The organism is Schlegelella aquatica, from assembly GCF_026013905.1.
Lineage (GTDB): Bacteria > Pseudomonadota > Gammaproteobacteria > Burkholderiales > Burkholderiaceae_C > Caldimonas > Caldimonas aquatica.
Genome location: NZ_CP110257.1, coordinates 1,931,002 through 1,944,628 on the forward strand (window position 1 = coordinate 1,931,002; position 13,627 = coordinate 1,944,628).

Consider the following 13,627-nt stretch of genomic DNA (forward strand, 5'->3'; position numbering starts at 1 on the left):
ATCAAAAGCAAGTACCGCTGAATTATAGTTTTGGCCTCTTCCCACAGGCCGCTTATGAGCGCAAATCCCAAGGGCTACCGCCTGACCGCAGCCACCGGCATCCACCGCGGCGACCGCCTCTATCAGCAGGACCAGGTCGACATCCTGCCCCATGCCCGGGTGCCGGGGTGCCTGTTGGCCGTGGTGGCCGACGGCATGGGCGGCAAGAGCGGCGGGCGCAAGGCGTCCGACCAGGTGGTGCTCACGGCGCGGCAGTTGTTCGATCGGTATGCGCCGCAAAGCGACGATCCGTCCGACACGCTCAAACAGCTCGTGCTCGAATCGCACCTGATGATCAAGCTGACGGCGATCACCGCCGAGGAAGAGCCGCACAGCACCGTGGCGGCCTTCCTGGTGAGCCCCGGGCGCGAATGCGACGTGATCCATGCGGGCGATTCGCGCGTGTACCACTTCCGGGGGGCCGACTTGGTGTTTCGCACGAAGGACCACTCCTACGTGCAACGCCTCGTCGAGGAAGGCCAGATCACCGAGGAAGAAGCCAACGTGCATCCGCAGTCGAACCTGCTGACCGGCTGCCTCGGCACCTTCCAGGACCCTCCGTTGACTTTGCACCACATCGACCGCCTGGAGATCGGCGACACCATGCTGGCTTGCAGCGACGGGCTGTGGCACTACTTCAGCCCGCGCGAACTCGGCGCCATCGTCAACACCCTGCCTCCCCGCGACGCGAGCGAGATGCTGGTCACCAAGGCGCGACAGCGGGCCCGCGGCAGCGGCGACAACCTCTCGCTGGCCATCGTGCGGGTCGAGGCGCTGGCCTGAGCCGCTCGCGCCTCAGCCAGAGGCCGGCTCGGCAGGCCCCAAGCCGCGGTGGGGACGCCGCGGCAGTCACCCGGCATCGGGCGTAGCGGCCAGCCGGCGAAAGCGATCGTCGTGCCTGGACACCCGAGGCCCCGAGAACCGATCGGAGCGCGCACCGAGGCCTCATCACGTCAGCCGCGTGTCCACCTCACGGTGTTGCAGCGACAGGAACTCGCGCGACTGCATTTCATGCAGTCGAGAGACGGTGCGGGGGAACTCGTGCGCGAGCGGCCCCTCGGTGTAGAGTTGCTCGGGCGGCACCTCGGCAGAGATGATGAGCTTCACCCGGCGGTCGTAGAGCACGTCGACCAGCCACGTGAAGCGCCGCGCCTCGGAGGCGAGACGCGGCGGCATCTGGGGAACGTTGGACAGCAGCAGCGTGTGGAACTGCGTCGCAAGCTCCAGGTAGTCGTTCTGCGAGCGCGGGCCGCCGCACAACGTCTGGAAGTCGAACCACACCACCCCTCCGGCGCGCCGCCGCGCGCGGATCTCGCGGTGCTCGATGTGCAGCACCGGGTCCTCGTCGGCGTGTTCGGCCAGTTGATCGAACGCTCGCGACATGGCCGCATCCGCCTGCGGTCCGAGCGGCGTGTGGTAGAGCTGCACCTGCTCCAGCGTGCGGCGCCGGTAGTCGGTGCCGTTGTCGACGTTGACGATCTCCAGCTTGTCCTTGAGCAGCTCGATCGCGGGCAGGATGCGGTCGCGGTGCAGGCCGTTGGGATAGAGCTCGTCCGGGTGAAAGTTGGACGTGGTGACGATGCTCACGCGGTGTGCGAACAGCGACTCCAGCAGCCGGTGGAGGATCATCGCATCGGTGACATCGGCCACATGGAACTCGTCGAAGCAGATGAGCCGGTGGCGACGTGAGATGCGGCGCCCGAGCTCGTCCAACGGGTTGGGCAGGCCCTTGAGGTCGGCCAGCTCCCGATGCACCTCGCGCATGAACTCGTGGAAGTGCAGCCTCGTCTTGCGCTGCAGCGGCACCGCCTGGTAGAAGCAGTCCATCAGGAAGCTCTTGCCGCGTCCCACCCCGCCGTACATGTAGACGCCGCGGGGCAGCGGCGGGCGGCGCAGCAGCTTGGCCAGAGCATTCGAGCGGCGCGCCTTGTAGTCGACCCACTCGTCGTAGCACCGTTGCAGCGCCGCCACCCCCCGCAGTTGCGCCGGGTCGCTGTGGTAGCCGCGCTCTTTGAGTGCGCGTTCGTACAGTTCGGTGACTGTGACCATCGCCAGACGGCGCCAGGGCGCCCCGCCTCCTCGAACATCAGGGGCGACGCGCGATCGCCCCTGAATACCTTGCGCTCCCCGCACGTCCGGCCACCGGGCGCCGGGGGTGCGCCCAGCCGCGCCGCCTTGCCTGGCGGCGCGGGGCCGATCAGAAGTTGAGCGAGCGCTTGTCCACCGCCAGCGCCGCTTCCTTGACCGCCTCGGACAAGGACGGATGCGCATGGCAGATCCGGGCGATGTCCTCGGCGCTGGCCTTGAACTCCATCGCCACGACCGCTTCGGCAATCAGCTCGGAGGCAAAGGGACCGATGACGTGGACGCCCAGGATCTCGTCCGTCTTGGCGTCGGCCAGGAACTTCACCAATCCGGTGGTGTCGCCCAGCGCGCGGGCGCGGCCGTTGGCCATGAACGGGAAGGTGCCCGCCTTGTAGGCCCGCCCTTCGGCCTTGAGCTGCTGCTCGGTCTTGCCCACCCAGGCGATTTCGGGGCTCGTGTAGATGACCCAGGGAATGGTGTTGAAGTTGACGTGCCCGTGCTGGCCGGCGATGCGTTCGGCCACCGCGACGCCCTCCTCCTCCGCCTTGTGGGCGAGCATCGGGCCGCGCACCACGTCGCCGATCGCCCAGACGTTCGGCAAGTTGGTACGGCATTCGTCGTCCACCACGATGGCGCCACGCTCGTCCAGCGTCAGGCCCACGGATTCGGGGTTCAGGCCGTGGGTGTTGGGCACGCGGCCGATCGAGACGATGAGCCGCTCGCACTCCAGCGTCTGCGCGGCACCCTTGCTGTCGGTGTACGCGACGCTCACGCCGTCCGCACCCGCCTGGACTTCGCCGATCTTCACGCCGAGCTCGATCTTGAGCCCTTGCTTCGTGAAGGCCTTGTGCGCTTCCTTGGCGATCTGCTCGTCGACCGCCGCAAGGAAGGTCGGCAGCGCCTCGAGCACCGTCACCTCGGCCCCGAGACGGCGCCACACCGAGCCCATCTCCAGCCCGATGACGCCGGAGCCGATCACGCCGAGCTTCTTCGGCACCTGCGGGATGCGCAGCGCGCCGTCGTTGGAGAGGATCTTGTCCTCGTCGAAGGCCACGCCGGGCAGCGCGCGCGGGTTGGAGCCGGTGGCCACGATGACGTGCTTGCCGACGAGCGTCTGCTCCTCGGCGCCGCTCACCTTGATCTCGTAGCCGCCCTCGGCGGCCTTGACGAACGAGCCGCGGCCGTGGAAGAAGCTGACCTTGTTCTTCTTGAAGAGATACAGGATGCCGTCGTTGTTCTGCTTCACGACCGCGTCCTTGCGGGCGAGCATCTTCGCGACGTCCACCGACAGCCCGCTCACCTGGATGCCGTGGTCGCCGAAGTGCTTGGCCGCGTGCTCGAAGTTCTCGGACGACTGCAGCAGCGCCTTGGACGGGATGCAACCGACGTTGGTGCAGGTGCCTCCGGGTGCCGGCTTGCCGTCCTTGTTCTTCCACTCGTCGATGCAGGCGGTGTTGAAGCCGAGCTGCGCCGCGCGGATGGCGGCGATGTAGCCGCCGGGGCCGCCGCCGATGACGACGACGTCGAATGATTTGCTAGTCATGGCTCAAACGCTTCCTAAGCGGTTCGTCCCTGGGGGACAGACCGCCGTGAGGCGGTCGGGGTGCGGGTCTGGACTGGCGGGCCCAAGCCGGTGCAGGTCTTTCGGCCGGCCTGGGCACCCCTCGGGGGGCGGCCGCCAGAGGGTCAGGGATCAGATGTCGAACAACAGGCGTGCCGGGTCTTCCAGCGCTTCCTTCATTGCGACCAGACCCAGCACGGCCTCGCGGCCGTCGATGATGCGGTGGTCGTAGCTCATCGCCAGGTAGTTGATCGGGCGAATGACGATCTGCCCGTTCTCGACCACCGGGCGCTCCTTCGTGGCGTGCACGCCGAGGATCGCGCTTTGCGGCGGGTTGATGATGGGCGTGGACAGCATCGAGCCGAACACGCCGCCGTTGGAGATGGAGAAGGTGCCCCCCGTGAGCTCCTCCAGGCCGAGCTTGCCGTCCTTGGCCTTCTGGCCGAACTCGGCGATCTTCTTCTCGATCTCGGCGAAGGTCATCTGGTCGGCGTTGCGCAGGATCGGCACCACCAGGCCGCGCGGCGAGCCGACCGCGATGCCGATGTCGAAGTAGCCGTGGTAGACGATGTCGTTGCCATCGACCGAGGCGTTCAGGATCGGGTACTTCTTGAGGGCGTGCACCGCGGCCTTCACGAAGAAGCTCATGAAGCCCAGCTTGACGCCATGCTCCTTCTCGAACTTGTCCTGGTACTTCTTGCGCAGCTCCATCACCGGGGCCATGTTGACCTCGTTGAAGGTGGTGAGGATCGCGTTCGTCGCCTGGGACTGCAGCAGGCGCTCGGCGATGCGGGCGCGCAAGCGGCTCATCGGCACACGCTGCTCGGGCCGCTCGCCGAGACTGGTCGACACCGGGGCCGCGACGCTGGGCAGCGGCTTGGCCACCGCGGCGGCGACCGGGGCGGCGACGGGTGCGGCGACCGGGGCGGCGGCAGGCTTCGCGCCCGCCTCGATCACGCCCAAGACGTCACCCTTGGTGATGCGGCCGTCCTTGCCGGTGCCCGGCACCTGGGCAGCGCTGAGGTTGTGGTCGGCCAGCAGTTTGGCCGCCGCCGGCATGGCGACACCGGCCTTGCTCGCCCCTGCTGCGGGAGCCGCGGCAGCCGCAGCCGCAGCCGCGGCCGCAGGAGCGGGTGCGGCGACCGCCGCAGCCGGGGCCGCGGCCGGCGCGGCTGCACCGACCTGGCCCTCGGTGTTGATGCGCGCGATGACTTGATCGGAGGTCACCGTGCCCCCGTCCCCCACCACGACTTCGGCCAGCACGCCCGCGGCGGGGGCCGGCACTTCCAGCACGACCTTGTCGGTCTCGATCTCGATGAGGACCTCGTCCATCGCCACGGCTTCACCGGGCTTCTTCTTCCACTGCAGCAGGGTGGCTTCGGCCACCGATTCGGAAAGTTGCGGAACCTTGACGTCTACGATTGCCATGTTGTGTCTTTCGCTGTTCTAACGCCGCGCTGAATCGCCGGGACGTCCCGGCCAGACGCGCGCCTTCGGGGCGGCGCGCAGCGGCCGCCCCGAAGACCGGTGTATGAGCCGTTACTTGGTGAGGACGAAACCCTTGAGCTTGGCGAAGGCCTGCTCGAGCAGGGCCTTCTGCTGCTCCTGGTGCAGGTGCGCGTAGCCCACGGCCGGCGAGGCCGAGGCCGGGCGGCCCGCGTAGCCGAGCTTCTGTCCCTCGAGCATGTTCTCGTGGATGTAGTGCTGCACGAAGAACCAGGCCCCCTGGTTCTGGGGCTCGTCCTGGCACCAGACGATGTCGGTGGCGTTGGGGAACTTCTTGAGTTCCGCCGCGAAAGCCTTGTGCGGGAACGGATAGAGCTGCTCCACACGCAGGATCGCCACGTCGCCGGCCTTCTTCTCCTCGCGCTTCTTGACGAGGTCGTAATAGACCTTGCCCGAGCAGACGATGACCCGCTTGACCTTCTCGGCCACGATGCCCGCGTCGAGCTCGCCGATGACGGTGCGGAACTCGCCCTTGGTGAACTCGGCGAGCGGCGAGGTGGCGTCCTTGGCACGCAGCAGCGACTTGGGCGTCATGATGACCAGCGGCTTGCGGAACATGCGCACCATCTGCCGACGCAGCAGGTGGAAGATCTGGCTGGCCGTGGTGGGCTGGCAGATCTGCATGTTGTTGTCCGCGGCAAGCTGCATGAAGCGCTCCAGCCGCGCCGAGGAGTGCTCGGGGCCCTGGCCTTCATAGCCGTGCGGCAGCATCAGCACCAGGCCGTTGGCGCGGCCCCACTTCACTTCGCCGGAAGCGATGAACTGGTCGATCACCACCTGGGCGCCGTTGGCGAAGTCGCCGAACTGGGCTTCCCAGATGACCAGCGTGTTCGGGTCCGCCGAGGCGTAGCCGTACTCGAAACCGAGCACCGCCTCCTCAGACAGGATGGAGTCGATGACGACGAACGGGGCCTGGTTCTCGGCGACGTTCTGCAGCGGGATGTAGGTGCCCTCGTCCCACTTCTCGCGGTTCTGGTCGTGCAGCACCGCGTGGCGATGAGAGAAGGTGCCGCGGCCGCAGTCCTCGCCCGACAGACGCACCGGATAGCCGCTGGCCACGAGCGACGCGAACGCCAGGTGCTCGCCCATGCCCCAGTCGACGTTGATCTCGCCGCGGCCCATCGCGGCGCGGTCGGCGATCACCTTCTCGACCAGCGGATGGAGCTTGAAGTTGCTCGGCACCGTGGTGATGCGCTCCGACAGGCGCCGGATCTCGGCGAGCGGCAGCGCGGTGTCGGCGGCATCCGTCCACTTCTTGCCCAGGAAGGGCGTCCAGTCCACCGCGTACTTGCTCTTGTAGTTGGTGAGCACGGGGTCGACCGTGTGACGGCCCGCGTCCATCGCGGCGCGGTAGGCTTTGACCATCGCGTCGGCGTCGTCGGGGGAGATCACGCCCTGAGCCACCAGCTTGTCGGCGTACAGCTTGCGCGTGCCGGGGTGCTGCGCGATCTTCTTGTACATGAGCGGCTGGGTGAGCGAGGGCGTGTCCTGCTCGTTGTGGCCCAGCTTGCGGAAGCAGACGATGTCGACCACCACGTCCTTCTTGAACTGCTGGCGGTAGTCGAGCGCGAGCTGCGTGCACAGAACGACGGCTTCGGGGTCGTCGCCGTTGACGTGCAGCACCGGCGCCTCGATCATCTTGACGACGTCGGTGCAGTAGAGCGTCGAGCGCGCGTCGCGCGGATCGGATGTGGTGAAGCCGATCTGGTTGTTGATGACGATGTGTACCGTGCCGCCGGTGTAGTAGCCGCGCGTCTGCGCCAGCGCCAGCGTCTCCATCACCACGCCCTGGCCGGCGAACGCGGCGTCGCCGTGCACCAGCACCGGCAGCACCTGGCCGCCTTCCTTGTCGCCACGACGGTCCATGCGGGCCTTGGCCGAGCCTTCCACGACCGGGTCGACGATCTCGAGGTGCGAGGGGTTGAAGGCGAGCGACAGGTGCACCGGGCCACCGGGCGTGGACACGTCGCTCGAGAAGCCCTGGTGGTACTTCACGTCGCCCGCGGGCAGGTCCTCGGGCGCCTTGTGCTCGAACTCGGCGAATAAGTCCTTGGGCATCTTGCCCAGCGTGTTGACCAGCACGTTCAGGCGGCCCCGGTGGGCCATGCCGATCACGATCTCCTGCACGCCCTTTTCGCCGCCGCGCTTGATGAGCTCGTCCATGGCGGCGATGAAGCTCTCGCCGCCTTCGAGAGAAAAGCGCTTCTGGCCGACGTACTTGGTGTGCAGATACCGCTCCAAGCCTTCGGCCGCGGTCAGGCGCTCGAGGATGGCCTTCTTCTTCTCGGCCGTGAACGCGGGCTTGGAGCGGATGCTCTCCAGACGCTCCTGCCACCAGCGCTTCTCGCCCGGGTCGGTGATGTGCATGAACTCCGCGCCGATCGTGGCGCAGTAGGTCTCACGCAGCGCCTGCAGGATCTCCCGCAGGGTCATCTGGTCGGCCTTGGTGAAGTAGGTGTTGGTCGCGCTGAACGTGATGTCCATGTCGGACTCGACCAGGTCGTAGAAGGCCGGTTCGAGTTCCGGGATGCGCGGGCGCTCGTGGCGCTTGAGCGGGTCGAGATCGGCCCAGCGGGAGCCGAGGAAACGATAGGCAGCGATCAGGGACTGGACGTGGACCTGCTTGCGCGCGACGGCCAGGTCGGCGCTGCTGGTCTTGACGGCGAACGCGTTGGACTTGGCACGCTGCGCGAAGGACTCGATGACCGGCGCGTGCGGGACGTCACGGGCTTCGGAGCCGTCGACCGCGGGAACGTTCTGCAGCGCGTCGAAGTAGGCGCGCCAGTTGTCCGGCACGGAGCCGGGGTTGTCGAGGTACTGTTCGTACAGCTCCTCGACGTAGGGAGCATTGCCCCCGAACAGGTACGAGTTCGACCTGTATTGCTGCATCATCTCGCTCACCTCATACCCCGGTTTCCAGGGCTGTTGGCTGGTTGGACAACCTTCCGCGACACGGCTTGACCGGTTGGCGGATTGCGACCCGCCTTTCATCTGGGTTCAGGGAAACCAGCAAAGGGGACGGGAAGGACGGAAAGTCAGAACGCGCACTCTAGCACTGATGCAACTCAATCGCCAGCGCCGAGTGCGCGCTCTGCCCCCGTTCGGGCAAGAAACGCGCGTTCAATCTGTCTTGGGCTCGGGTGCGCCCGGAGCATGGACGGGCGGAGGTGACGCCGCGGAGCGGCCGCGCGGGAGCGTGCCCCCGACGCCGACCCCCACCCCGCCGCGCGAGACGCCGACGGAGCCGCCCAGACGCCCGTCACTGCCGACGGACACCCCGACGCCCACCGGACCGACGGGGACCCCGATGCCGACGCCCACCGAGGCGCAGGCGCTCAGCCCGCCTGCGAGCAGCAGGGCAAGCAGCCGATCGATGTGGAAGATGCGCATCCTGCAACTGTAGGCGAGGATGCCGCAGACCGGCCGGCTGCAAGGCATGGCCGCACGGGCGGGCAGGAGAAGCCCCCAAGGTGGGGGCCGGGCGCGCACCGGCAGAGCCGGCGCGCGACTTCTCACTGAGCGTTGACGGGCGACTTCGGATCGAGCAGGAGCGCCATCACGTGGCGCAACTGCTGCTCGTTGAGGATGCCGGCGTCGCCGAAGCGCGGCATCTGGGAGCAGGCGTTGTAGGCGTGGCTGTTCCAGATCTTGGCCCAGGTGTACTTGACGATCTCGGCAGAGGCCGGATCGGCGGGGTCCTGCACTCCGCGCAGCTTGCCGTACTGGTACAGGCTGGGGCCGATGTTGCCGTAGGAGATTTCCGTCTTGGTGAGCTGATGGCAGGCGTAGCAGTTGCCGCCAGCCACGGTCTCGGCGCTGTCGTTGAATTGCAGCCCCCGGCCGCTCTGGGCGATGCGTTCACCCTCTTTCCAGTCGCCCAGGTACTTGCCGTCGGCCGGGTAGCGCACCCGGGCCAACGCGTCACGCTCGAGGCTCTGGCGCACGGCGGGGTCGAGATCCCGCCCGGCCGCAGCCGCCTCGCTGCAGTGCTTTTGCAGCGGGGTCTGATCGAGCCGGTCGAGCTTGGCGATGCCCCGCTCCCGGAACGACTCCTTCAACACCATCGCGACGTCCGGCCCGCGCTCCATGGCGGCACAGCCGGCGAGCAGGACGACCGCGGCGGCTCCCATCCATGCGCGTTGCTTCATCTTCTTCACGAGAGCTCCTCCTCAACGCTTGATGGCGGGCGCCGCCATCTTTCCGCCGTTGGCATTGACGCCCAGGAACGTGATCAGGTCCACCGAGGCCTGGCTCAGGTACTTCAGTTCCGGGAAGCGTTGTTGGCGGAAGCAGTCGTAGAGCCGCCACTGCATGGTGCGCAGGGCGCCTTGCGAGACGCGGTAGGCGGGCCAGCCCGCGAACGCGGCCTGGGCCGGGGCCTTCTGCGTCAGGTTGGGCAGGTCCTGCAGCCGGATGCGCTGCCCGTCGACCGAATGGCAGGTCGCGCAGGCGAAGTCGTACGGACCGCCGCGGTAGTAGAACATCTTGCGCCCGCGCTCGTAGGCGGCGCGCTCCTTCGGGTGCGCCTGCGGGACGGCGATCGTCGCGTCACGCGACTCGTCGTACAGGAAGGCGACGAGGTCCTCGATCTCGGTGGCCTTCTGCCCGTCGCCCGAGAAGGGGCGCGCAGTGACCTCCTCGCGAGAGAACCCTTGCAGCGTCACCATGCAGTGCACCAGCCTCGACTCGAGGTCCATCACGGCGTCCACGTCGGCGAAATAGCGCGGCAGGGCCGCCGCCGCACCCGCCACCACGCCCGGCCCCTTGCCGAGATCGCACTGCTCGAGAGAGGCGTTCTTGGGGCCGCGCTTCTGCTTCCACAGCGCCGCGCCCCGGGCGGCATTGAGGTCAGCCGGATTGCCGTCCTGCAGTGAAGCCCGATAGTCGGCAATGGCGTCGACGGCGGACTTCTGCGCGAAGGCTGGCGCCGCTGCCGCCGCTGCCATTAGGGCGGCACACGTGCCCACCCACACGGTGCGTTTCATGCGAGTCTCCTCTTGTTGTGACAGCGGCCGCTGATGCGGCCGCGCCTGGCTTTGTCTGTTCACCCCGGAGCGCAACGGGGCGAGCCGTCTCAGGCGATCACCGCCTCGTCGGTCCGCTTGTCTCCGCGGTTGTCCACCCAGGAGACGGTGACCTTGTCGCCCGCCTTGCCGCCACGGAAGCTGAACTGGAGGTACGGGTTCTTGGACACCGCGGGCCCCCACTGGGCGGTGAGGACGGTGCGGCCGTTGTGTTGCGCGGTCACTTCCTGGATGAACCAGGCCGGAATCACCTTGCCGCTCGCGTCGCGCCGCTGGCCGCTTTCCATTTCGTGGGCCATCAGCACGCGCACGACCGTCTTGTCGCCCTGGACCTGAGCGCGAATGCGCATCGGATCTGCCATTTGCAAACTCCTTTGTCGACGTGGACGGGCTCAGCCGCCGCAGCCGCCGAGGGTGACCTTCACTTCCTTGACGGCGTAGTAATACTTCTCGCCCGCCTTGACGAGCGCATATACGTTGGACGTCTGCCCCATCTTGATGTTGGTGGCGACGTTGGCGTCCGTGCCCTCGGGGACGTCGAACACCGCAGCCAGCGTGTTGGGGTTCTTCTCCACCAGCACCGCGACCTGGGTCGTACCCGGCAGGCTGCTCGCCACGCCCACCCGCACCACGTTGCCGTTCTCGGCGATCTCGGGCGCCGACAGCGTCACTTGGGCGCTCTCGGTCGGCGCGGCTCCGCCCAGCGCCTTGACCACCTCGTTCAGGCCCTTCATCTCGAATGCCGCCTTGTTCCAGGCGGCCTGGGCCGAAGCCGGCAGCAAGCCGGCCATGGCGGCCAGGCCGAGCACCGTCGTGCTGGCGCTACCCTGCAGGAACTGCCTGCGGTTTGCCATAGGTCAACCTCCAAAAAAGAACATTCCGATCTACTGATACTCTGAACAATACCGTCTCTGCGGCAGTTGCGTGTTCGGATTAACGCGAATAGGCGAGGCAGATTTCGCACCCCGGGAGCAGTCCGGTCGCCTAGCGGGAGACCTCGCGCTCGGCGGTCGGGGTCTGGCTCGCCTCGAACGCCTCGGCCGGCACCGCGGGCGAATAGAGGAACCCCTGGAACTCGTCGACACCTGCTTCGAGCAGGAATTGTCGCTGAGCTTGGGTCTCCACCCCTTCTGCGATGACTTTCAGGCCGAGCGCACGGGCGAGGTGCACGATGGCGCGCACGATGCCCACATCGCTCTCGTCGGACGGCAGGCCGTTGACGAAGGAGCGGTCGATCTTGAGCTTGCGGATCGGGAAGCGCTTCAGGTAGCCGAGGCTGGAGTAGCCGGTGCCGAAGTCGTCGATGGCCATGCGCACGCCGAGCTTGGCCAGGGCCTTGAGCCGCGCCAGCGTTTCGTCCACGTCGTGAACGAGGATGGACTCGGTCAGCTCCAGTTCGAGCAGGTCGGCCGGCAAACCGGAGACGGCCAGCGCCGAGGCGACCCGCTCCAGGAAATCCGGTTGCTGGAACTGCAGCGCCGAGACGTTGATCGAGACCACCCAGCGCCGGCCCGCCCGGTGCCACCGGGCCGCCTGGCCGACCGCCTGCGTCAAGACCCAGTCCCCGAGCGTGACGATGAAGCCCGACTCCTCGGCCACCGGGATGAAGCGGCCCGGCGGGACTTGGCCGAGCTCCTCGTCGCGCCATCGCAAGAGCGCCTCGGCCCCCACCACGGCGCCGGTCCTGAGGTCCACTTGCGGCTGGTAGTGCAGGCTGAAATCTCCCCTGGGCAGCCCCTGCCGCATGGCGTGGTCCAGCTTCATGCGCGACAGCAGGTCCACGTTCATTTGGGGCTGGTAGAACCGGAACCCGGCCCGTCCCCGCTCCTTGACCCGGAACATCGCGGCGTCCGCGTTCTTGATCAGGTCGGTCGCTGTGATGCCGTCGTTGGGGTAGAGCGCGATGCCGATGCTGCATGTCACCGTGAAGGTCACATCGTCCAACGCGAACGGAGAGCCCATGGTGCCGAGGATGCGGCGCGCCAGCATCTCCGCGCGACGGGCGTCGGCTTGATGCACCAGCACCACGAACTCGTCGCCGCCCAGGCGGGCGACCGTGTCGACCTCGCGCACGCAGGCCTTCAGCCGCCCGGCGACCTCCGCGAGCACGCGGTCGCCGAAGGCGTGCCCCAGGGAGTCGTTGATCTGCTTGAATCGATCCAGGTCGACGAACAGCACGGCCAGCGGCCCCTGGTCCCGCCTGGCGAGCGCCAGCGCGAACTCGATGCGCTCGTTGAGCAGCAGCCGGTTCGGCAGGCCGGTGAGGCCGTCGGTGTAGGCGAGTTCCTCGATGCGCCGCCGGGCGGCGTGCTTGTCGGAGAGGTCCCGGACGAAGCCGATGAAGTGCAGCGGTCGCCCCCTCTCGTCCGGCACCCGCACGAGCGAGAGGTGACAAGGCCCGGCGTGACCGCCCTTTTGCCGCAGGTCGAGTTCACCTTCCCACAGGCCTTCGGTGTGCAGCACGTCGCGGATGCGATCGAACGGCAGGGGCTGCCCCGAAGCGCCCTGCAGCAGCTGGTCGGCGGCTTGCCCGATCAGTTCCTGGCGGGGGTGCCCCGTCAGCCGCTCGAAGCTGGGGTTGACGGTGATGAGCTTGAGCTGCGGATCGCAGACGAAGATGCCGTCCAGACTGGCCTCGAACACCTTCGCGCCGAGCTGGAGACGCGATTCGGTGGCCACGCGCTCGGTGATGTCGCGGAACGAGTACACGCGCCCGATCGGTCGCCCCCTGCTGCACTGAGGCAGGGTCTGCCGCTCGATGATCTTGCCGTTGCGCAGCACCAGGGTGTCGGTGGCCTCCAGCAGCGGGCTGCGCTCGATCAGTTCCAGGCGCTCCAGATAGGCCTGCGGATCGGCCACTTGGTGGCGCATCCAGGCAAAGACGCCCTGGTCGTCGCGCCGGGTGAGCAAGCGCCGGGGCAGCTCCCACAGCTGCGCGAAGCGCTCGTTGTAGCCGCGGATGGTCCCCTGCAAGTCCACGGCGAGGATGCCGTCCGCGGTGGATTCGAGCGTGGCCCTCAGTTCGGCGATGAGCTTTTCCAGCTCGTCTTCGACACGCTGCTGCTCGCTGCGGTCGCGCATGCCCACGACGTAGTACGAGACGGTGGGCCCGAGCTTGGCGCGCGAGACCCGGCGCTCGACGTGGACCATGCGTCCGTCGGCCCGGGCCACCAAGGTCTCGGACAGGATCCGGTCGGCCAAGCCGGCGGCCGCATCTTCCCAGAAGAGCACGTCCTCCGGCGTGCAGGCCAGCTCGATCACCGCACGCCCGACCAGGCTGCCACCCGGCACGCCGAGCAGGTCATGCGCGGCCCGGTTCGCGGCCTTGACCCGCAGGTCGAGGGGGTCCACGATCCAGACGGCTTCCAACATGCCGTCGATCAGCGTCTGGATCTGCTCGGCCGACGTCATG

At 67.7% G+C, this 13,627-nt stretch carries 10 protein-coding genes; 1 reads left to right on the forward strand and 9 read right to left on the reverse strand.

Going from position 1 to position 13,627, the window contains the following annotated elements:
• Window positions 1-54 precede the first annotated feature (54 nt).
• Window positions 55-822 (forward strand): PP2C family protein-serine/threonine phosphatase, encoded by a 768-nt coding sequence (locus OMP39_RS08735; protein ID WP_264891364.1) that lies wholly within the window; start codon window positions 55-57, stop codon window positions 820-822.
• Between the two features lie 165 nt (window positions 823-987).
• Here OMP39_RS08735 and zapE read toward each other — a convergent pair whose 3' ends face one another.
• From zapE to OMP39_RS08780, 9 genes are all read right to left on the reverse strand, one after another.
• Complete coding sequence (zapE, locus tag OMP39_RS08740; protein WP_264891365.1) at window positions 988-2,088, reverse strand: cell division protein ZapE; 1,101 nt, start codon at window positions 2,086-2,088, stop codon at window positions 988-990.
• A 148-nt stretch (window positions 2,089-2,236) separates the two neighbouring features.
• Entirely contained in the window at window positions 2,237-3,667 is a 1,431-nt protein-coding gene (gene lpdA / locus OMP39_RS08745) for a dihydrolipoyl dehydrogenase (protein WP_264891366.1), read from the reverse strand.
• A gap of 150 nt (window positions 3,668-3,817) precedes the next feature.
• Window positions 3,818-5,113 carry a 2-oxoglutarate dehydrogenase complex dihydrolipoyllysine-residue succinyltransferase gene (gene odhB, locus OMP39_RS08750; RefSeq protein WP_264891367.1) on the reverse strand — a complete coding sequence of 432 codons (1,296 nt, stop codon included), beginning with the start codon at window positions 5,111-5,113 and terminating at the stop codon, window positions 3,818-3,820.
• 111 nt (window positions 5,114-5,224) lie between these two features.
• Window positions 5,225-8,083 (reverse strand): 2-oxoglutarate dehydrogenase E1 component, encoded by a 2,859-nt coding sequence (locus OMP39_RS08755; RefSeq protein WP_264891368.1) that lies wholly within the window; start codon window positions 8,081-8,083, stop codon window positions 5,225-5,227.
• 620 nt (window positions 8,084-8,703) lie between these two features.
• Window positions 8,704-9,339, reverse strand: a complete 636-nt coding sequence (gene soxX, locus OMP39_RS08760; protein WP_425340674.1) for a sulfur oxidation c-type cytochrome SoxX — start codon at window positions 9,337-9,339, stop codon at window positions 8,704-8,706.
• A 21-nt stretch (window positions 9,340-9,360) separates the two neighbouring features.
• Window positions 9,361-10,176 (reverse strand): sulfur oxidation c-type cytochrome SoxA, encoded by an 816-nt coding sequence (soxA, locus tag OMP39_RS08765; RefSeq protein WP_264891370.1) that lies wholly within the window; start codon window positions 10,174-10,176, stop codon window positions 9,361-9,363.
• An 89-nt stretch (window positions 10,177-10,265) separates the two neighbouring features.
• Entirely contained in the window at window positions 10,266-10,577 is a 312-nt protein-coding gene (gene soxZ / locus OMP39_RS08770; RefSeq protein ID WP_264891371.1) for a thiosulfate oxidation carrier complex protein SoxZ, read from the reverse strand.
• 30 nt (window positions 10,578-10,607) lie between these two features.
• Window positions 10,608-11,069 (reverse strand): thiosulfate oxidation carrier protein SoxY, encoded by a 462-nt coding sequence (gene soxY / locus OMP39_RS08775; protein WP_264891372.1) that lies wholly within the window; start codon window positions 11,067-11,069, stop codon window positions 10,608-10,610.
• Between the two features lie 130 nt (window positions 11,070-11,199).
• Window positions 11,200-13,626, reverse strand: coding sequence for a sensor domain-containing protein (locus tag OMP39_RS08780; RefSeq protein WP_264891373.1), 2,427 nt, complete (start codon window positions 13,624-13,626; stop codon window positions 11,200-11,202).
• Window position 13,627: the final 1 nt, after the last annotated feature.

Coding starts and splice junctions, on each gene's coding strand:
- soxZ (WP_264891371.1), bottom strand. CDS start 10,577: ATGGCAGATCCGATGCGCATTCGCGCTCAGGTCCAGGGCGACAAGACG.
- soxX (WP_425340674.1), bottom strand. CDS start 9,339: ATGAAGCAACGCGCATGGATGGGAGCCGCCGCGGTCGTCCTGCTCGCC.
- OMP39_RS08735 (WP_264891364.1), top strand. CDS start 55: ATGAGCGCAAATCCCAAGGGCTACCGCCTGACCGCAGCCACCGGCATC.
- lpdA (WP_264891366.1), bottom strand. CDS start 3,667: ATGACTAGCAAATCATTCGACGTCGTCGTCATCGGCGGCGGCCCCGGC.
- odhB (WP_264891367.1), bottom strand. CDS start 5,113: ATGGCAATCGTAGACGTCAAGGTTCCGCAACTTTCCGAATCGGTGGCC.
- OMP39_RS08755 (WP_264891368.1), bottom strand. CDS start 8,083: ATGATGCAGCAATACAGGTCGAACTCGTACCTGTTCGGGGGCAATGCT.
- soxY (WP_264891372.1), bottom strand. CDS start 11,069: ATGGCAAACCGCAGGCAGTTCCTGCAGGGTAGCGCCAGCACGACGGTG.
- OMP39_RS08780 (WP_264891373.1), bottom strand. CDS start 13,626: ATGACGTCGGCCGAGCAGATCCAGACGCTGATCGACGGCATGTTGGAA.
- soxA (WP_264891370.1), bottom strand. CDS start 10,176: ATGAAACGCACCGTGTGGGTGGGCACGTGTGCCGCCCTAATGGCAGCG.
- zapE (WP_264891365.1), bottom strand. CDS start 2,088: ATGGTCACAGTCACCGAACTGTACGAACGCGCACTCAAAGAGCGCGGC.